We start from the raw sequence: 18061 nt of genomic DNA on the forward strand, positions 1-18061 counted from the left end.
TTCAGCCTGACCCTCTCGCTGGGCGGGCGTTACGCGGGCGAGCAGCAGTGGGCACTGCACGGCGAACGCAGCGCCCTGGTGGCCCGCGTGCAGACCGACTTCGGCGGGGTGCTGCCCGGCGTGCGGCGCGTGCAGACCAGCCGCATGCACCCCCGGCTGCTGACCAGCCTCGGGTACGCCGAGGGCGACGGACGGGGGCGGCCCGGCTTCGAGGTGAGTTTCGACCGCCGCGCGGGCCTGATCACCCTGCGGCAGGGCCGCGACGAGGCCACGCAGCCCCTGACGACCGAGTACCACGACCCGGTCAGTCTGCTGCTGTGGCTGCGGCAGCTGACCGCGCAGGACGGCGGCGGCCCCGAACGGACGCACGCCCAGCTGACCGGCGGGCGGGTCCTCATCCAGCGCCTCCCGGACGCCGAGGTGGACGGCACGCCGTGCAGCGGGTTCTTCCTGCGGCCCGGCAATGCCTACGTGTACGTGGAACAGGACGCGCCGCACCGCCTGATGCGGCTGATCCAGCCGACCGACTTCGGTCCGGTCGAGGCGAACGCGCAACCCGCCGGGCGCCGCACCGTCCAGGGCCGCGAACGCCGCCGCCGCGTGTAATTCCCTCCTGCCCCGTCCGGCCTGCCCAGACCTGTGGGTGGGGCGGGTGGGGCGCGAGGTGCCACGATGAGGTCCGGCGCGCCCCGTGTGTGGGCGCCGGTATTCCCACCCTCCTCTCCCCTGCTTCCCTGGAGTGACGATGCAAGTGCTGCAAGGCCCTGAGGCCCGGTCCGCCCTGACGCGGACATTCAATGAGATTCCCGTTCCCGACGCCGTCCTGGCCCGCATCGAGGCGACGTTCGGCGAGCCGCTGAGCCCCGCGCAGGTCGTCGAGCGCATCCTGAGTGACGTCCGCGCGCGCGGGGACGACGCGCTGCGCGACTGGACCGAGCGACTGGACGGCCACCGCCCGGGTGAGCTGCGCGTGCCGGAGGCCGAACTGGCGGCCGCGCAGGTCGCCCCGGACCTGCACGAGGCGATCCTCACGGCGATCCGGCGGGTGCGGGCCTTCTACGAGCAGCAGCCGGCGCACGGGTTCCTGAACCACGGCCCGGACGGCGCGCTGGGGCAGCTCGTGCGGCCGCTCTCGCGGGTGGGCGTGTACGTGCCGGGCGGGCTGGCCCCGCTGATCAGCACGCTGATCCACACGGCGGTGCCCGCGCAGGTGGCGGGCGTGCCGGACATCGTGGTCACCACGCCGCCCGCGCGGGACGGCAGCGTGCACCCGGCGATCCTCGTTGCGGCGCGCGAACTGGGCCTTGAGCAGGTGTTCCGGGTGGGCGGCGCGCAGGCCATCGCGGCGCTGGCGTACGGCACGGCGAGCATCGGCGCGGTGGACAAGGTCGCGGGCCCCGGGAACCTGTTCGTGGTGATCGCCAAGCGGATGGTGTACGGCCAGACCGGCATCGAGAGCCTCCCCGGCCCGACCGAGACGCTGGTGGTGGCGGACGACAGCGCCGACCCGCGGTTCGTGGCGGCCGATCTGCTCGCGCAGGCGGAGCACAACGGCGCGGAACCCGTGCTCGTCTCCACCAGCCGCGAGCTGCTGATCCGGGTGCAAGCGGAACTGAATGGGCAGCTGGAGGCCCTGCCGGAACCGAACCGCGGCTGGGCGCGCGACAGCGTGCAGGCCCGCATGAAGGTCATCCTGGCGGGCACGCTGGAGGAGGCCGTGGAGCTGGCGAACCTGTACGCCCCCGAGCACCTGTGCCTGCTGACCCGTGACCCCTGGAGCCTGCTGGGGCTGGTGCAGCGCGCCGGGGGCGTGTTCGTCGGTGAAGCGAGCATGGAGGCGCTGGGCGACTACGTGGCGGGCCCCAGTCACGTCATGCCGACCGGCGGCACGGCGCGCTTCATGAGCCCGGTGAACGTGCGGGACTTCCAGAACATCATCTCGGTGGTGGGGCTGAACGAGGGCGCGCTGCGCCGCATCGGCCCGGCCGGGGCGACCCTGGCCCGCGCCGAGGGCCTCGAAGCGCACGCCCGCGCGATCGAAAGCCGCCTCTCGTGAGTGCCGGGGCAGCCCCCGCCAGCGCCGCGCGCCTGACGCCCCTGGTGCTGCTGTGCCTGGGGCTGGTGTACGTCGTGTGGGGCAGCACGTACTTCGGGATCAAGGTCGCCATCGAGACGCTGCCGCCGCTGGGCATGCTCGCGGCGCGCTTCGTCCTGGCGGGGGCGCTGCTGCTCCTCGTGCTGCGCGCCCGGGGCGCGGCGCTGCCCACCGCGCGCGAGTGGGGCGCCAGCGCCATCGTGGGCACCCTGCTGCTGGGCGGCGGGACCGGGCTGGTCACGCTGGCCGAACGGGACGCGAGCAGCAGCGTGGCGGCCATGGTGATCGCGGTCTCCCCGCTGTTCGCGGCGCTGTTCGCGAGGCTGTGGGGCGAGAAGACCGGCGGGCGCGAGTGGCTGGGCATCAGCGTGGGCCTGATCGGCATCGCGCTGCTGAATGTCGGCGAGCTGCACGCCACGCCGCTGGCGGCGCTGCTGCTGATCCTCGCGCCGCTGTGCTGGACGTTCGGCAGCCAGTGGTCCCGCCACCTGCCCCTCCCGCAGGGGCTGATGGGATCGGCCGCCGAGATGCTCACCGGGGGCGGCGTCCTCCTGCTCCTGAGCGTCCTGACGGGCGAACGCTGGGGCACCCCCAGCGCCGCAAGCCTGTGGGCGCTGGCGTACCTGACGGTGTTCGGGAGTCTCATGGCGTACAGCGCGTACATGTACCTCGTGGCGCACACCCGCCCCGCCCTGGCCACCAGCTACGCGTACGTGAACCCGGTCGTGGCGGTGCTGCTGGGCGTCGGCTTCGGCGGCGAGCAGCTGGGCCCGCTGGGCTGGGCGGCGCTGCTCGTGATCCTCACGGGCGTCGCGCTCGTCGCGTGGCCGCGCCGCGTGCCGGACGCGGAGGCCGTATGACAAGGATTCCGTCTGCTTCATTGACAACCCGGAGCACCACTGGGTTGCCAATTCCACGCCCGGAATCCTTTTTTCTCCTTCTCTGCAGAGCAGCTCTACGAGTCGCATCCGCTCGGATTGAACGGTGTTCACACACCATTCAATCGGAGGCCGTATGAGCGAGCAGCTCCAGTTCGAGGGGCATCAGCCCAGCGACCCGGTCAGTCTGGTCGTCCGCCGCCGCATCCGCCCCGGTCAGGAGGCCGCGTACGAGGCGCTGCTCGCCGAGGCGAACGCCCTGCTGGCCCGCCTCCCCGGCCACCGCGGCACCGGCGTGATCCGCCCCGCGCCGGGCGAGCAGGAGTACACGCTGCTGGCCCGCTTCGACACGCTGACCAGCGCCGCCGCCTGGGAACTGTCGCCCGAGCGGGCCGCGTGGCTGGACCGCATCGCGCCGCTGGTCGATGAGCACGTCAGTTTCGAGAAGCAGCCGGGCCTGGACTTCTGGTTCACGCCACCCGCCGCCGCGACCCTGCGCCAGCCGCCCCGCTGGAAGATGGCCCTGCTGACCCTGGCGGCGCTGTACCCGGTGAGCGTCAGCACGTCCTGGCTGTTCGGCGAGGCGCTGAAACCCTGGCTGGGTCACCTGGTGATGCCGGTCCGCGCCATTCCGCAGATGATCGTGGTCGTGCTGCTCATGACCTATCTGGTGATGCCCGCCGTGACGCGTTGGGCGACGCCCTGGCTGCGCGGCGGGAAGTAACCGCAGCACAGTGAAGCCCCCCTCGGGTCCAGAGGGGGGCTTTACTATGGGCGTTCACTTCAGGCGTTTGTCCTTGGGGTTCACGCCGTACACGGCGCCCCAGGGTTTGTAGACGCTCTTGAGGGTGTCCCTGCTGGTGACCTTGCCCTGCACCTTGATGGTGCGGGTGATGACGCTGGTCATGCCCTGCATGGGCGTATCGAGCAGGCGGCGCCCGCCGGGCGCGACGCGGTCGTCCGGGGTGTAGCTGGGGTCGGCGGGAGCCTTGAAGTCGCTGATGACGGGCTTGCTGATGTTGACGGTGCGGCCGGTATTCGCGCCGAACACGTCGAAGCGCAGGGTCTGGGCGCGGGTGTCCCAGGACGCCTGGATGAACAGGTGCTTGCCGGTGTCGTTCTTCATGCGCAGGTTCTTGCTGGGGGCGTACACGGTGGCCTCGAAGCCCACAGGGTCGTAGTACTTCACGCGGTGGCTGTGCTCGTGCCGTTCGGTGATGGGCAGGCCCGCTGTGTACAGCGCGCGGAAGATGGTGGTGCTGACCTGGCAGATGCCGCCGCCGTCCTCCTTGCTGAGCGTCCCGCCGCTGATCACGAAGCCCTTGACGAAGCCAGTACTGGCGTCGATCTGGCCGATCTCCTCGTTGAAGTTGAATTCGTGGCCGGGCGCGATGAAGAAGTTGTCGAGTTTGCTGGCGCCGACCAGGATGTTCCTCTCGCGGAAGTCGGGGCTGCCCGCGTAGTTGCTGCTGCCCGCCGCGACGTGCCACAGCACGCCCCGCTGGGCGAGGAGTTTCACGCTGCGGTCGGGCACGGCGCGCCTCACCTCGACCTGCGCGGTCTGTTTGCCGCTCAGGATGGCTTTCAGGAGGTTGGCCTTGGTGGCGGCGCGGTCCAGGGTCCAGCCGGTCTGGTCGGTGGCGACCCAGCTGCCCTTCACGTTGCGGAACACGGCGGGCCTGGGTTTGCGGGCGTTGATGGTCTTTTCCATCCGGTCGAGGATGGGCGTGATGGTGGTGCTCAGGCGTTTCACCTTGCGGGTCGCTTGCACGCTGGCGGCGGGCACGTTCCAGGATTTCACGATGGGGGTGGTCTTCAGTTCACCCTTACGGATGGTGCTGGCCTCATCCTTCAGGATCAGTTTGAACTCGGCCGCGTGGGCCGAGGCGACCAGGGCGAGGGTCAGGGTGGTCAGGAGACGCTTCACGTTTCTCAGCGTAGGCGGGGCCGCCTGACGGGCCGTGAGGCGAGGTTACGCGAATCCTGACCTGCCTTTACGGCGGGCTTAGGGAACCAGGGGCTCCAGGCTGGCCAGCCGGGCGCGCAGGGTGTCGGCATCCGGCGCGACGAGGTTCACGTGCCCCACCTTGCGCCCGTGCCGGTGCGCCTTGTGGTACAGGTGCACGCGCGTGCCGCTCATGGCGTCGATGGCGGCCCAGTCAGGTTCGAGGGGCTGCCCGTCCGGGCCGTCCATGCCGACGACGTTCAGCATGGCGGTGGGGTGCAGCGGCGCCCAGTCGCTCAGCGGGAGGTCGAGCACGGCGCGCACCTGCGCCTCGAACTGGCTGAGGCCGCCGCCGTCCTGCGTGAGGTGCCCGCTGTTGTGCACGCGCGGCGCGACCTCGTTCACCAGCAGGTCCCCGCCGGGCAGCTGGAAGAACTCCAGGGTGATCAGGCCCTCCAGCGCCCAGGCGTCCGCGACGGCGCGGGCCAGGTCGCGGGCGCGGGCCCCGGTGCCGTCCGGGACGCGGGCGGGGTACACGCTGGCGCGCAGGATGCCGTCCCGGTGGACGTTCTCGACGAGCGGCCCGAAGGCCACCTGCCCGGACGGCGTGCGCGCCACGGCGAGGCTCACCTCGCGCTCGAAGGCCACGAAGCCCTCCAGCACGCACGGCACGCGGTTCAGGTCATCCCAGGCAGCGCGCAGCTCAGCGTCCGTGTTCACGCGGGCCTGCCCCTTACCGTCGTAGCCGAGTTCGCTGGTCTTCAGGATGCCCCGGCCCCCAACCCGCGCCAGCGCGCCGTCCAGGTCCCCCTCGGCCTCGATGATCTCGAAGGGCGCCGTGGTCGCCCCGGCCTCCCGCAGCGCCTGCTTCTCGCGGGCGCGGTGCTTGCTGCGGGCCAGCAGCGCGCCCGCCGGGCGCACCGGCACGCGGCCCTCCAGGGCGGCCAGCGCCTCCACGGGAATGTTCTCGAATTCCAGCGTCACCGCGTCGCACGCAGCCAGCTGCTCCAGCCCGCCCGCGTCGGTGTACGGGGCGTGCAGGTGCCGGGCGCACAGGCGCGCGGGGGCCTGCGCGTCGGGTTCCAGCACGGTCACGCGCACGCCCAGCGGCAGCGCGGCCAGCGCCAGCATCTGCGCCAGCTGCCCGCCGCCCAGGATGCCCAGCGTCAGGTCGCGGCCCAGCGTGGTGCCGGATGTGGGCGGGGTCATGCCTCGCCCGCCTGCGGGTGCCCGTCGAAGAACGGCTCGTCCAGCACGCCCTGGGTCTGCGCGGCGCGGAAGGCGTCCAGGCGGGCGCGCACCGCCGCGTCGGTCGTGGCGAGCATCGCGGCGGCGAACAGCGCGGCGTTCTTCGCGCCCGCCGCGCCGATGGCGAAGGTCGCCACCGGAACCCCGGCGGGCATCTGCACGATGCTCAGCAGGCTGTCCTGCCCCGACAGGGCGCGCGACTGCACGGGCACGCCCAGCACCGGCACGCGCGTGAACGCCGCCAGCATGCCCGGCAGGTGCGCCGCGCCGCCCGCCCCCGCAATGATGCACGTGAAGTTCAGCCGCTCGGCGCGCGCGCCGTACGTGGGCAGCAGCGCCGGGGTGCGGTGCGCGGACAGCACCCGCACCTCGTACGCCACGCCCAGGTTCCGCAGGACGTCCAGCGCACCCTGCATGGTCTCGAAATCGCTGCGGCTGCCCATCACCACGCCCACCCGGGGGGCGGCGTCGGTCACGGGGGTCAGGTCGGCGGCACTCGTCACGCCCCGCAGCTTACCGGGACGCCCCGACCGGCCGGGCGGGTCCGTCCAGAAAAGCGGCGCGGCCCGGGACGGGGTCCGGGCCGCGCTGACAGGAAGGGCTTCAGCTCTCTTCGCTGACGTCGCGGTTCTCGCGGGCGCGGCCATCGTCGGCGTCGTCACCGGACTCGATGAGCGCGTCGGGGCGCACGGCGGCGATCACGCCGCTGCCCGTGCCGGTCACCAGGGCAGGCACGACGGGCGCCTCCTGGGCGCGCCGGGCCTCGCCCTGAACGGGGCTGTTCACGACGTTGCCGCTCTCCTGCTCGATCTCCTCGACGCTCTTGCCCAGGGGCGCGTCCCCGTACCTGTTGTCGGTCATGCTGCCCAGTCTGGGCCGCGCGGGCGGGCGGCGGGGTGAGAGGCGCGCCCCGCGTCCCTTCATGCTGCCCCGTCCCCACAGGCGCGCGCCGGGCGGGGGCCGCTATGCTGTGGCGCAGCAAGCAGCGAGTCCGGGCAGCTGGCCCGGCCGCGCCGAAGGAGCCGACCATGACGCAACGCCCCAGTGACCGCGCCGCGCAGACCCTGCGCGACCTTGGACTGACCGACGCCCCCCTGAGCGCCCTGGAACGCGAGGACGCGCTGTTCGTGCTGACTCCCGACACGCTGCTCTTTCAGGATGCGGGCGGCACGCGCCGCGTGACCCTGCGGGACCTGACCCGCATCCACAGCGATCAGGAGGGCACCCTGCGGGTCGAGACGCCCGCCGGGACGGCCCTGAGTGCCAGTCTGCTGGGCTTCGATCCGGGCGCGGTGCAGACCTTCTTCGGCGGGGTGCGCGACGCGACCGCCCGCGCCAAGGAGCAGCCGGCCTCGCCGCTACCGCAGCCGGACGCCGCGAAGACCTTCGCCCCGGCGCCCAGCCCAACGCCCACTCCTGCCCCGGCGGCGACCCCAGCGCTCCGACCGGTGGAACCTCGGCCGGAACCGCAGCGTCCGGCCCCTCAGCCCACGCGGGCGCCCGAACCGCAGGTCATCCAGTCCCCGGTGCACACCGACCCGGCCCCCACCCCGGTGCAGGACGCGCCGGCCCCGGCGGTGCAGGAGCGGGCTGCGCCCACGCCGGTCGTGATCTCCTCGTCGGCGTTCTCTCCCACCCGGACTGAGCCGAAGGGGCCTGAGCTGACCAGGACCCCCGACCCCCGTCCCACCCCGGCCCCCGGCGCGCCGGTCACGACTCCGGCGCCGCCTGCCCCCGCGCTGCGGGGCTCGGCGGGCGCGGCGGCGACCCTGGCGCGGCAGGCGGACCTCGCCTCGGGCCTGCCGGGTCGCCTGCGGGTGCTGGGCGTGGTGCTGTTCCTGGGCGCGGTGGCGCTGGCCTTCTTCCAGTTCACGGGCGGCGAGCGGACGGCGGGCCTGTGGACGCTGCTGGCGGGCGGCGTGGGCACGATCGCGCTGGTGAGCCTCGCGGACATCGCGCGCCTGCTCGTCAGCCTCGCGCACGCGGCCGGGGACGGCTCCGGCGTGATGGACGTTGACTGACGTGCGGGCGCCCGTGCAGGACGCCCGTGACCTGCTGGTCCGCGCGGTGGAGATCCCCTCGCTGTCCGGGCAGGAGGGCGAGGTCGCGGCGTTCCTGCGCGACTGGATGGCCGCGCGCGGCTTCGAGGCCCGCGTGGACGAGGCCGGGAACGCGGTGGGCGAGCGGGGGCACGGACCGCTGACGGTGGCGCTGCTGGGCCACATGGACACCGTGCCGGGCGAGATTCCCGTGCACGTGGACGACGCGGGCGTGCTGCACGGGCGCGGCAGCGTGGACGCCAAGGGGCCGCTGTGCGCGTTCATGGCGGCCGTGGCGACCCTGCCCGACGAGGCGCTGGCGGCGGCGCGGTTCGTGGTGATCGGCGCGACGGAAGAGGAGGCGCCGAGCAGCCGGGGCGCGCGGCACATCCGCACGCAGTTGCAGCCGGACGTGGTCCTGATCGGTGAGCCGAGCGCTTGGGAGGGCCTGACCCTGGGGTACAAGGGGCGGCTGGTCGTGAAGGCGCAGGCGGTCAAGGAGAACTTCCACACTGCCGGGGACGGCAGCAGCGCCGGGGACGACCTGACCGAGGCGTGGTTCCGCGTGCGCGCCTGGGCGGCGGGGGCCGGGGAGCCGGGCGGCGTGTTCGGCGGGGTGCAGGCCACCATTCAGGACCTGGGGGCGGGCACGGACGGGCTGCATCAGCGGGCGTGGGGCACCTTCGGGCTGCGCCTGCCGGTCAGCGTCGCGCCAGCGCAGGCCGAAGCGGCGATCCGCGCGGCGCTGACCGATCTGGAGGGGGTGAATCTAACCTTCGTGGGGCACGAGACGGCGGTGCGGCACCCCAAGGATAATGCGCTGACGCGGGCGTTCCGCGTGGCGATCCGCGAGCAGGGCGGGAGTCCGGTGTTCAAGGTGAAGACCGGCACGAGTGACATGAACGTGGTCGCCGCCCACTGGCCCGTCCCGACCCTGGCATACGGGCCGGGCGACAGCGCGCTGGATCACACGCCTGAGGAGCGGCTGGATCTGGCGGAATTCGACCGCGCGGTGGCGGTGCTGCGCGGCGCGCTGACGCGGCTGGCGCTGGGCGCGGCCAAGGCGGATTAAAGAGCGGTTCATGTGGGTCACCCGGGGTGGCCCGCATGATCGGGGGCAATGATTCCTCTGCCCTTTCCGCCCCTCCTGTCCCACCTGCGGGGGCGCTGACGTGGATCCCGTCACGCTGATCCTGATCCTGTTCGTCGCCGCGCTGGTGCTGTTCGCCACCGAGTGGTTGCCGGTGGACGTCACGGCGCTCGGCCTACTCTCGGCGCTGCTGCTGTTCGGGCTGCTGACACCCAGGGAGGCCTTCGCGGGGTTCGGCAGCGACACGGTGCTGACGCTGGCGTCGCTGTTCATCCTGACGCGGGTCCTGCTGCGCGCCGGGGTGATCGAGTGGATCGGCGCGGCGCTGGCCCGGCGCTCGCGCAGCGCGACAGGCACCCTGAGGGGGCTGCTGGGCAGCGTGGCGGGCGTCAGCGCCTTCACGAGCAACACCGCCACCACCGCCGTGTTCCTGCCGGTCGTGGCGGGCATGGCGCGGCGCGCGGGCCTTCCCGCCAGCCGCGCCCTGATGCCGCTGGCGTTCGCGAGCATCCTGGGCGGCACGATCACCCTGATCGGGACGACCACGAACCTGGTGGTGTCGGGCGCGCTGCCCGCCACGGGCCAGAAACCGCTGGGTTTCTTCGAACTGGCCTGGGTGGGCGTCCCGGTGGCGGTCGTGGGGCTGGCCTACCTGTTCTTCGTCGCGCCGCGCCTGCTGCCCGCGCGGGACGCGCAGCTGGAGGACTCGCTGCGCGCGTACCTCGCGGACCTGACGGTCGCGCCCGGCAGCGCGCTGGAGGGCGTCACGCTGCGGGAAAGTGGCCTGGGACGTGATCACGGCCTGACGGTCGTGGCGGTGCGCCGGGGCGAGGAGACGGTGTACGCCCCGCCTGCCAGTTTCCGCCTGCTGGAGGGCGACACCCTGACCGTCGAGGGGCCCACCGAACGCATCCTGGCCGGGAAGAACACGCTGGGCATCGTCAGCAAGAGCGAGCAGAAACTCCAGACCGGCGGGGACGTGCGGCTGGTCGAGGTGGTCGTGATGCCGGGTTCGCCGCTGCTGGGCCGCACGCTGCGCGAGGCGCGCTTCCGCGAGCGCTACGGGGCGTCCGTGCTGGCGCTGCACCGCCGCGCCCGGCAGGTCGAGCGGCTGGGCCGCCTGCGGGTGCAGGTCGGGGACGTGCTGCTCGTGCAGGGCGGCGCCGAACGCATCGACGCGCTGGGCGACCACCTGGTCGTGCTGGGCGACCTGACCGAACGTCAGAGTGACCTGCGGCGCGCCCCGCTGGCCGTGCTGCTGTTCGCGGGTGCGGTGCTGCTGGGCGGCCTGGGCGTCCTGCCGCTGGGCGTGGCGGTCGTGGTCGCCGTCGCCCTGAGTCTCGCGCTGCGCCTGATCAGCCCCGAGGAGGCGTACGGCGCGGTCGAGTGGCCGGTCATCGTGCTGGTGGCCTGCATGCTGGCCTTCGGCACGGCGTTCGAGGCGACCGGCGCCGCGAGGGTCCTGACCGGCGCGCTGTCCGGCGTGCTGGAACCGCTGGGGCCGTACGGGCTGCTCGCGGCGCTGTTCGTGGTGACGGTCGCCCTGACGCAGCCCATGAGCAACCAGGCGGCGGCGCTCGTGATGCTGCCCCTGGCCATCGGCACCGCCAAGGCGCTGGGGTACGACCCCCGGCCCTTCATCATCGGGATCACGGTCGCGGCCAGCAACTCCTTCATCACGCCGCTGGAGCCGTCCTGCATGCTCGTGTACGGCCCGGGCCGCTACACCTTCCTGGATTTCGTGCGGGTCGGCGCGGGCCTGACCCTGCTGACCTTCGTGGTGTCGCTGCTGATCATTCCGCGCATCTGGCCGTTCTAGGACCTGTGAATGCCAGCGGGGCACCGCCTCCGGGTCGGAGGGGTGCCCCTTTCAGGTGCCGCGTTCAGATGAACAGCGGCGCGTCGGGATCGTCGGGCAGCGGGCGGTCCTTGCGGGCCAGCAGGGCGGCGGCGGTGCCAATCCCGATGATCGCGCCCAGGGCAATCACGATCAGCGCCCAGGTCAGGGCGTGCGACGTGTCAGGATTGCGTTCTGAAGCCATGCGCGCAGGATACCAGCCTCCTGCCCACACGGCCCTTACACCGCGTTCAGGGTTCCGCCTGGGCGGACGGACACCCGAGCGGTCAGTCGTCCCCGGCGGGTCTGTCCAGCTGGCGGGGCAGGCGCGTCCAGAGGAGCAGCACGGCGATCAGGCCCAGGGTGGCCAGGGTGATCAGGCCTGCGCGGGGGCCGAGGATCCAGTCGCGGCTGATCAGGGTGCTGGCGATCAGGGCGCCGGGGGGGCCCATGCCGACGAGCACGAAGGAATACAGGCTCATGACGCGGCCGCGCAGCGCGTCTGGGATGGTGAGCTGCACGGTGCTGTTGGCGCTGACGAGCAGGCTCAGCATGCCGAAGCCGCAGGCAGCGAGGACCGGGAAGGCCAGGGTGGGGCCGGGCGTGAGGGCCAGCAGGGCGGCGCTGACGATCAGGATGATCGCGCCGAGGCGCAGGTTGCGCAGGGGGTTGGGGCGGCTGGCCTGCCACAGCGCCCCGGCCATCGCGCCGATGCCGAACGCGGCGGACAGCGCGCCGAAGGTCGCCTCGCGCGCGCCGAAGACCACGCGGGCGTAGTAGGGGATGATCACGTTGAAGTTGATGATCGTCAGGCTCAGGGCGCCCACGAGCAGCATGACGTTGCGCACGGCGGGCGTGGCGCGCACGTAGCGCAGGCCTTCTTTGACGTCCCCGAGCATGCTGCCGCGCGGCCCGAAGTCGCGGGCCGGGAAGGGCAGCGTGGCAATCACGTACAGCACCACGAAGAACGACGCGACGTTCAGATAGAAGGGCAATGCCAGCCGCGAGATGTTCTCGCTGTTGCCGCCCGCGAGCAGGGTCACGCCCAGCGCGGCGACCACGCCGAACAGCGCCTGCCCCAGCGTGCGGCTCACGTTGAACGACAGGCTGTTCAGCGCCACGGCGTTCGGCACGTCGCTGCGGGGCACGAAGTCCACGACCATGCTCTGGCGGGCGGGCATGTCAAAGGCGTTTGCGGTGCCGCTGATGAACGCGATCAGCATGACCAGAGGCAGGGTGACCACGCCCAGGTGCGTGGTGACGGCCAGCGCGGTGGCGGTGACCAGCAGGGTCAGTTGCGTGGCGAGCAGCACGCGGCGGCGCGGCACGCGGTCGATCACGGCCCCCGCAAACAGCGACAGCAGGAGGCTCGGCAGGAACTGCGCGACCGTCACCCAGCCCAGCGCGGCGCTGCTGCCGCCGGACAGTTCCAGCACGAGGTACTGCTGCGCGGTCGCCTGCATCCACGAGCCGATCAGGGAGAGCAGTTGCGAGAACCAGTAGCGGCGGTAATGGGGGTGTCGCAGGGCGCTGAAGGTACGCGCGCCCCACGCCTGGGTGCGGGCGATCACCCGCCCACCATACGCCCGCACCCGGCCCTGGCCATGTGGGCGTTCCCCCTGACGGGACTACGCGGGGGTGGTGGGGGTGGGCTTGTCGGGCGCCAGGAGGCGTGTTACGGTGCGCGGAGTTCCTGTTGACATTCACCGGTTTCTCACGGTGCGAACTGCTCTCATGCCTGATCTCCGTTTCCTGCCCGTCTGTCTGCTGCTCGGCGCGCTCCTCGTGGGCGGCGCGGACGCTCAGGCGGTCTTCACGGACGCCACTGCGGCGCCCCACGCGGCCCCAGCTGTCCCCGGCGGGCTGGACAGCGTCACGGTGCAGCCCGGCGACACGGCCTTCAGTCTGGCGCGCCGCGCTGGCCTGAGCGTCGCGGAGCTGCTGGCCCTGAACGGCCTGAGCAGCCCGGACCTGCGGGTGGGGCAGGTGCTGCGCCTGCGCGTCCTGCCCGTCACGTATGCGGTGCAGCCCGGCGACACGCTGTACGCCCTGGCGCGCCGCTTCGGCGTGACGGTGGACGCCCTGAGCGCTGCCAGCGGCCTGACGGCCGGCGCGTCCCTGCGGGCCGGGCAGGTGCTGACCCTCCCAGCGGGTGTAACTGCGGCCCCGACTGTTCAGGCGCAGGCCCTGGGCACGGCGACCCCGCCGGCTGCCCCCACACCTGCGGCGCCGGGTGGCGTGTCCCCCTTCCAGCCACTGACCCCCGCGCAGACCATGCCGGTGCTCCAGCCGGTCAGTCCCATGCCGCGCTCGCAGATCCAGAGCGGCCCGTCTCAGGCCGGCCAGTCTCCGATCGGTCCGGTGCAGGACAGTGCGCCTCCACAGGCGGGGGCGGGCGACTGGCGGGCCGCCGCGCTGAGCCTGCTGAACACCCCGTACGTGTTCGGCGGCGTGACCCGCGCCGGGACGGACTGCAGCGGTCTGGTGCTGCAGGTGTTCACGCCGCTGGGCGTGACCCTGCCCCGCACGAGCGCCGAGCAGGCCCGCGCGGGGCTGGGCGTTCCGGTCGACGCGCTGGAGGCGGGCGATCTGGTGTTCTTCGACACCGAGGGCACCGGTCGCGTGTCCCACGTGGGCATCTACCTGGGTGAGGATCAGTTCATCAGCGCCAACTCGTACCAGGGGCGCGTGACGGTGGATCGCCTGCGCGCCGACCGTTACTGGGGGCCGCGTTTCGTCGGGGCGCGGCGCGTGCTGGGCCTGAGCGCCCTGGCGCCCGCCCGCTGATCGCCACCCCACGCGCGGAACGGCTCTGGACAGTCGCTGGCGACGGCGCCTGCGCTCCGGGTGTTCTCATCGGCTGTGGGTGATCCGGCTGCGCGGGTTCACGCCAGCAGGCCGCGCCTCCCGGGTGGTCCCTGGCGTGGCGCGGCCTGCGGCCATCAGGTGTCGTCGGCGACCGAGTCGTGTTCGAGGATGGAGCGGTACTGTTCGAGGTTCTCGCCCTCGCCGAGTTCACGGGCGATCTTCTCGATGGCGAGACGCACGACCTCGCTCTTGCTGATCAGGCGTTCGGGGCTGGACAGTTCGTAGGCGGTGCGGGTCAGCAGGGCGTCCTGCTCGTCGCTGATCACCACCTGGAGCCGTTTGCGTTCCTTCTTGGGCATGCCTCTCCTGAAACGGGGCCACGCCGCGCCGCCGGGGGGGCGGCAGAGCAGTGGCCGAGTCCGTGCGGGCAGCGTAGCACGCTCCCCGGAAGCCCCTCAACATGAGCCGCACGTGACTCCAGGCGCACCCCGCCGCTCATCCAGCGTGCCGGGGTGGCCTGTATGGTCAGTATGGACGACCGGTGAGCACGATGTGTAACATGCACCCATGCCGCGCCCTGTCCGGCCCACTCCACTGACCCCCACGGCGCGTCCTGCGCGGCCCGCCTGCTGAAAGGAACCAAGATGCACCTGACCCCACTGCACGTCCAGGGCGGCCGCCCGCTGAGCGGCCAGATCACCGTTCAGGGCAGCAAGAACGCCGCGCTACCCGTCATCGTCGCCACCCTGCTGACCCGCGAGAAGGTCACGCTGCACGGCGTGCCGCGCCTGAGCGACGTCCGCACCATCCTGGACCTCATGGCGCACCTGGGCACCCAGCACACCTGGGTAGGCGAGAACAGCCTGGAACTGCACACCCCGGAGATCCTGAACACCGACGCGCCCTACGCGCTGGTCAGCAAGATGCGCGCCAGTTTCATCGTGATGGGCGCCATCCTGGCCCGCGCCGGGCGCGCGACCGTGTCCATGCCCGGCGGCTGCGCCTGGGGCCCCCGCCCGGTCGATCAGCACGTCAAGGCCCTGCGTGCCCTGGGCGTGGACGTCCACGAGGACAACGGCAACTTCGACGCGCACCGCACCGGAAGCCTCAACGGTCAGTTCATCTTCGAACTGCTCACGGTGGGCGGCACGCACAACGCCATCCTGGCCGCCACCCTCGGCGACGGCGTGGTCACGCTGGAAAACGCCAGCATCGACACGGACGTCGTGGAACTCATCGAGTTCCTGAACCACCTGGGCGCCGACATCCAGGGCGCGGGCACGCACACCCTCACCATCCGGGGCGTTGCCGCGCTGCGCGGCGGAGAGTACCGCGTGATTCCCGACCGCATCGAGGCCGGGACGTTCATGCTGCTGGCCGCTGCCACCCGCAGCCGCTTCACTGTGGACAACGTCCGCACCGACCATCTGCGCGCCGTGATCGGCAAGCTGCAGGAGATCGGCGCCGACGTCACCGAGGACGGCCTGAGCGTCACCGTGGACGCCCGGGACCGTGACCTGAAGCCCGTGAACATCACCACCCAGAGCTACCCGGGCTTCCCCACCGACCTGCAACCGCAGATGAGTGCGCTGCTCGCCACGATTCCCGGCACCAGCGTCGTGCAGGACCCCGTCTACCCCGACCGCCTGACGCACGTGGCCGAACTGCACCGCATGGGCGCGACCATCACGGTCAGCGGGTACACGCAGATCATCCAGGGTGGCGCGCTGCGTTCCGCGCCCGTGAAGGCCGCCGACCTGCGTGCGGGCGCCGCGCTGTTCATCGCGGGCCTCACCTGCGAGGGCGATACCGTCATCGACGGCGTGCAGTACCTCAACCGCGGCTACGAACGCCTCGCCGAGCGCCTCCAGGGCCTCGGGGCGAACGTCACCCAGAACGAACCCGAACTCGTCCCTGCCGCCGACTGAGCATCAATGGAGCACGCCGCCCCAGGTCCGCCGGGGCGGCGTGCTCCGTTGATGGGTGATGGGTGATGGGTGATGGGTGATGGGTGATGGTCAACAGCGTGTGCGCGGCGGACCCGCCCGCGTCAACCCCACCCACTTCTCCCCTTCACATCACGCTGTCACTCTCGCGCAGCAGCAGCGGCGCGTTGAAGGCGGCGGGGCGCCAGTGGGTCTGGGCGTGGATGGCCTGCGGGGGGCAGGAGTGCAGGCAGCCCATGCAGCCGGTGCAGGCGCTGAGGTTCAGGAGGAGTTTCACGCCGCCGTCGGGTTGCAGGTCGCGGGTGATGGCGTCGGTCGGGCAGACGTTGGTGCAGACGGGGCAGTCGATGCAGGTGTCGTCCACGAGTGGCGCGGGCCAGGGAATCGCGGCGTCGTCGGGCGGGGCGGGTTTGAGGCTGCGGGCGCGCCACGTCCATTCCTGGGGGGTGCGGTCCTCGGGGACGCTCCAGTCCACGAACGGGAGGGGGCTCTCGGGGACACTCTGCGCGAGGTGCTGCTTGCCCACCCGGAACAGGGCGCCGAACGCGCCGCGCCGCGAGACGGTCAGGGAGCGGCTGGCGTCCTCCGGCGTGGCGGGGCGGATGGTGACCCGCGCGGGTTTCCCGGTGGGGGCGCGCAGGGCCTGTGCGGTGTCGAGCACGCGCTCCAGCCGTTCGGGAATGTCGGGCGCGCCGACCGGGCACGCGGCGCAGTCCCCGTGGATGAGGGTCAGGGGCGCGCCCCACGCGCCTGCGGCGGACAGCAGGGCGGGCGTGACGCGGCCCAGGCACGGCAGACTGGGGCCGCCGGCGCCGCTGCGGGCGCAGGTGAGGCTGGCGTCCGGCGCGGCGCGACTGGCGGCGTCCTGCTGGTCGCGCACGCTCTGGAGGGCCGGTTCGAGGTTGTATTCGAGCGCGCCGCTGGGGCAGACCTGCACGCACAGGCCGCAGCCGGTGCAGAGGTCCGGGTCGATCTGGATGCTGCTGCCCAGCATGCCGAGGCTGATCGCGTCGTGCGGGCAGGTGGCATGGCAGGCGTCGCAGCCACCCACCGCCTGCCGTTCGAGGAGGCAGCGGGGCGCGGTGAAGCGCGGCACATGGTTCCCGGCGTCGTCCAGCCGGGCGAGGACACCCTGAAGCATGCGTGGAGTCTACGCGCCCGGCGCGGGCGGGCGCCGGGTGGGAATCTTCATGGTGATGTACGCCACGCCCGCCAGCCCGACCAGCACCCACGCGACCTGCCCGATCAGGACGGGAATGCGGCCCACGCTGAACGCCACCGCCACCGCGATGCACGTGCAGGCGATCCACTTGGCGCGCAGCGGCATGCCCAGCCCCGCGCGGTAGTCGCGCACCAGCTGACCGATAACCGGCCGGGAGAGCAACCACGCCTCCCAGCGGGGGTCGCCCCGGGAGAACGCGGCGGCGGCCAGCACGAACCACACGGTGCCGGGGAAGCCGGGGAGAATCAGGCCCAGCACGCCCAGTCCGGTCAGCAGGAACCCGGCGGCCACCCACAGCGGGCGGCGGCGGGGCGGCGCGTCTGGACGCGGGGCGGGGTCGGGGGCGGTCATGACCGGCAGCGTACCGCGTGGCGCGTCCCCGGGTGTCCCCGTCAGGCCGGGAGGATCAGGATGCCGTCCTCGTCGGCGTGTACGGTGTCACCGGGGTGAATGGTCACGCCCGCGAAGGTGACGGGCACGTCGCGTTCGCCCAGGCGCTCCTTGCCGCTGCGGCGCGGGTGGGCGGCCAGGGCGCGCACCCCGAGATTCAGCTGCGCCAGTTCGCTGGTGTCGCGCACGCAGCCGTTCACGATCACGCCCGCCCAGCCGCCCGCGACGGCCAGTTCGCCCAGTTCCCCGCCCAGCAGCGCGCAGTCCAGCGTCCCGCCGCCGTCCACGACGAGGACGCGGCCCGCGCCGGGCTGACCGAGCACCTCGCGCACCAGGGGATTGTGGCCGGGCACGCGCAGGGTGACCGCCGGGCCGTTGAAGCGCGGGCGGCCCCCGAACTCCCGGAAGATGGGGGCGAGGATGGGCGCCCCAGGCCGCAGGTCGCTGAGGTCCGTGACAGGCAGGTCCTCGGTGGGCAGCGTCTCGGTGGTGAGGTCCAGCTCCGGGATGTGGCCTTGGGCTGTGCGGGTCATGCCGCAGTACAGCAGCCTCCGGGCGGGCGG

19 protein-coding genes are annotated in these 18061 nt (G+C 72.5%); 9 read left to right on the forward strand and 10 right to left on the reverse strand.

The window, feature by feature from the left end:
* Window positions 1-6 precede the first annotated feature (6 nt).
* From SY84_RS06515 to SY84_RS06530, 4 genes are all read left to right on the forward strand, one after another.
* Complete coding sequence (locus tag SY84_RS06515) at window positions 7-606, forward strand: hypothetical protein (RefSeq protein WP_245621461.1); 600 nt, start codon at window positions 7-9, stop codon at window positions 604-606.
* Window positions 607-745: 139 nt separating this feature from the next.
* Window positions 746-2056, forward strand: coding sequence for a histidinol dehydrogenase (hisD, locus tag SY84_RS06520; RefSeq protein ID WP_046843338.1), 1311 nt, complete (start codon window positions 746-748; stop codon window positions 2054-2056).
* On the forward strand, window positions 2053-2955 hold the full coding sequence (gene yedA / locus SY84_RS06525; RefSeq protein ID WP_046843339.1) for a drug/metabolite exporter YedA: 903 nt from the start codon (window positions 2053-2055) through the stop codon (window positions 2953-2955). The genes hisD and yedA overlap by 4 nt, the downstream gene beginning before the upstream one ends.
* 154 nt (window positions 2956-3109) lie before the next feature.
* Entirely contained in the window at window positions 3110-3697 is a 588-nt protein-coding gene (locus SY84_RS06530; RefSeq protein ID WP_046843340.1) for an antibiotic biosynthesis monooxygenase, read from the forward strand.
* A gap of 54 nt (window positions 3698-3751) precedes the next feature.
* Here the strand turns inward: SY84_RS06530 and SY84_RS06535 are convergent, their stop codons facing one another.
* From SY84_RS06535 to SY84_RS06550, 4 genes are all read right to left on the reverse strand, one after another.
* Window positions 3752-4900 (reverse strand): VanW family protein, encoded by a 1149-nt coding sequence (locus tag SY84_RS06535; RefSeq protein WP_046843341.1) that lies wholly within the window; start codon window positions 4898-4900, stop codon window positions 3752-3754.
* 78 nt (window positions 4901-4978) lie between these two features.
* Complete coding sequence (gene purK, locus SY84_RS06540) at window positions 4979-6127, reverse strand: 5-(carboxyamino)imidazole ribonucleotide synthase (protein WP_046843342.1); 1149 nt, start codon at window positions 6125-6127, stop codon at window positions 4979-4981.
* The gene (gene purE, locus SY84_RS06545) at window positions 6124-6609 is read right to left on the reverse strand and encodes a 5-(carboxyamino)imidazole ribonucleotide mutase (RefSeq protein ID WP_046845000.1); all 486 of its coding nucleotides are present in this window, start codon (window positions 6607-6609) and stop codon (window positions 6124-6126) included. Before purE ends, purK begins: the two co-directional genes overlap by 4 nt.
* Before the next feature lie 160 nt (window positions 6610-6769).
* Entirely contained in the window at window positions 6770-7027 is a 258-nt protein-coding gene (locus SY84_RS06550; protein ID WP_046843343.1) for a hypothetical protein, read from the reverse strand.
* A 167-nt stretch (window positions 7028-7194) separates the two neighbouring features.
* On the opposite strand from SY84_RS06550, the gene SY84_RS17010 reads away from it, so the two are divergent.
* The 3 genes from SY84_RS17010 to SY84_RS06565 all read left to right on the forward strand — a co-directional run bounded on the left by SY84_RS17010 (window position 7195) and on the right by SY84_RS06565 (window position 11114).
* The gene (locus SY84_RS17010) at window positions 7195-8187 is read left to right on the forward strand and encodes a hypothetical protein (protein ID WP_046843344.1); all 993 of its coding nucleotides are present in this window, start codon (window positions 7195-7197) and stop codon (window positions 8185-8187) included.
* Window positions 8180-9277: a [LysW]-lysine hydrolase gene (locus SY84_RS06560; RefSeq protein ID WP_046843345.1), complete on the forward strand. Its 1098-nt coding sequence runs from the start codon at window positions 8180-8182 to the stop codon at window positions 9275-9277. Before SY84_RS17010 ends, SY84_RS06560 begins: the two co-directional genes overlap by 8 nt.
* Window positions 9278-9377: 100 nt before the next feature.
* Window positions 9378-11114: an SLC13 family permease gene (locus SY84_RS06565; protein ID WP_046843346.1), complete on the forward strand. Its 1737-nt coding sequence runs from the start codon at window positions 9378-9380 to the stop codon at window positions 11112-11114.
* A 64-nt stretch (window positions 11115-11178) separates the two neighbouring features.
* Here SY84_RS06565 and SY84_RS16710 read toward each other — a convergent pair whose 3' ends face one another.
* Both SY84_RS16710 and SY84_RS06570 read right to left on the reverse strand, forming a co-directional pair.
* Window positions 11179-11337 carry a hypothetical protein gene (locus SY84_RS16710; RefSeq protein ID WP_168927151.1) on the reverse strand — a complete coding sequence of 53 codons (159 nt, stop codon included), beginning with the start codon at window positions 11335-11337 and terminating at the stop codon, window positions 11179-11181.
* An 82-nt stretch (window positions 11338-11419) separates the two neighbouring features.
* Window positions 11420-12703: an MFS transporter gene (locus SY84_RS06570; RefSeq protein WP_046843347.1), complete on the reverse strand. Its 1284-nt coding sequence runs from the start codon at window positions 12701-12703 to the stop codon at window positions 11420-11422.
* 163 nt (window positions 12704-12866) lie between these two features.
* Here SY84_RS06570 and SY84_RS06575 point away from each other — a divergent pair, with 163 nt between their 5' ends.
* Complete coding sequence (locus tag SY84_RS06575; protein WP_046843348.1) at window positions 12867-13919, forward strand: C40 family peptidase; 1053 nt, start codon at window positions 12867-12869, stop codon at window positions 13917-13919.
* Between the two features lie 155 nt (window positions 13920-14074).
* Here SY84_RS06575 and SY84_RS06580 read toward each other — a convergent pair whose 3' ends face one another.
* Complete coding sequence (locus SY84_RS06580) at window positions 14075-14299, reverse strand: hypothetical protein (RefSeq protein ID WP_046843349.1); 225 nt, start codon at window positions 14297-14299, stop codon at window positions 14075-14077.
* A gap of 285 nt (window positions 14300-14584) precedes the next feature.
* Between SY84_RS06580 and murA the strand changes: the two genes are divergently transcribed.
* Entirely contained in the window at window positions 14585-15868 is a 1284-nt protein-coding gene (gene murA, locus SY84_RS06585; RefSeq protein ID WP_046843350.1) for a UDP-N-acetylglucosamine 1-carboxyvinyltransferase, read from the forward strand.
* Between the two features lie 145 nt (window positions 15869-16013).
* Here murA and SY84_RS06590 read toward each other — a convergent pair whose 3' ends face one another.
* From SY84_RS06590 to rraA, 3 genes are read right to left on the reverse strand one after another with little or no spacing between them, the layout of a single operon-like run.
* A complete protein-coding gene (locus tag SY84_RS06590; RefSeq protein WP_046843351.1) occupies window positions 16014-17027 on the reverse strand; it encodes a 4Fe-4S dicluster domain-containing protein in 1014 nt (337 codons plus the stop codon).
* 9 nt (window positions 17028-17036) lie between these two features.
* A complete protein-coding gene (locus SY84_RS06595) occupies window positions 17037-17459 on the reverse strand; it encodes a YbaN family protein (RefSeq protein WP_046843352.1) in 423 nt (140 codons plus the stop codon).
* Window positions 17460-17500: 41 nt separating this feature from the next.
* On the reverse strand, window positions 17501-18031 hold the full coding sequence (rraA, locus tag SY84_RS06600) for a ribonuclease E activity regulator RraA (RefSeq protein WP_157882915.1): 531 nt from the start codon (window positions 18029-18031) through the stop codon (window positions 17501-17503).
* Between the last annotated feature and the right edge of the window lie 30 nt (window positions 18032-18061).

The organism is Deinococcus soli (ex Cha et al. 2016) (assembly GCF_001007995.1).
Taxonomy (GTDB): domain Bacteria; phylum Deinococcota; class Deinococci; order Deinococcales; family Deinococcaceae; genus Deinococcus; species Deinococcus soli.

Coding starts and splice junctions, on each gene's coding strand:
- murA (WP_046843350.1), top strand. CDS start 14,585: ATGCACCTGACCCCACTGCACGTCCAGGGCGGCCGCCCGCTGAGCGGC.
- SY84_RS06595 (WP_046843352.1), bottom strand. CDS start 17,459: ATGACCGCCCCCGACCCCGCCCCGCGTCCAGACGCGCCGCCCCGCCGC.
- hisD (WP_046843338.1), top strand. CDS start 746: ATGCAAGTGCTGCAAGGCCCTGAGGCCCGGTCCGCCCTGACGCGGACA.
- SY84_RS06580 (WP_046843349.1), bottom strand. CDS start 14,299: ATGCCCAAGAAGGAACGCAAACGGCTCCAGGTGGTGATCAGCGACGAG.
- SY84_RS06590 (WP_046843351.1), bottom strand. CDS start 17,027: ATGCTTCAGGGTGTCCTCGCCCGGCTGGACGACGCCGGGAACCATGTG.
- purE (WP_046845000.1), bottom strand. CDS start 6,609: ATGGGCAGCCGCAGCGATTTCGAGACCATGCAGGGTGCGCTGGACGTC.
- SY84_RS06575 (WP_046843348.1), top strand. CDS start 12,867: ATGCCTGATCTCCGTTTCCTGCCCGTCTGTCTGCTGCTCGGCGCGCTC.
- SY84_RS17010 (WP_046843344.1), top strand. CDS start 7,195: ATGACGCAACGCCCCAGTGACCGCGCCGCGCAGACCCTGCGCGACCTT.
- SY84_RS06530 (WP_046843340.1), top strand. CDS start 3,110: ATGAGCGAGCAGCTCCAGTTCGAGGGGCATCAGCCCAGCGACCCGGTC.
- purK (WP_046843342.1), bottom strand. CDS start 6,127: ATGACCCCGCCCACATCCGGCACCACGCTGGGCCGCGACCTGACGCTG.
- SY84_RS16710 (WP_168927151.1), bottom strand. CDS start 11,337: ATGGCTTCAGAACGCAATCCTGACACGTCGCACGCCCTGACCTGGGCG.
- SY84_RS06550 (WP_046843343.1), bottom strand. CDS start 7,027: ATGACCGACAACAGGTACGGGGACGCGCCCCTGGGCAAGAGCGTCGAG.
- rraA (WP_157882915.1), bottom strand. CDS start 18,031: ATGACCCGCACAGCCCAAGGCCACATCCCGGAGCTGGACCTCACCACC.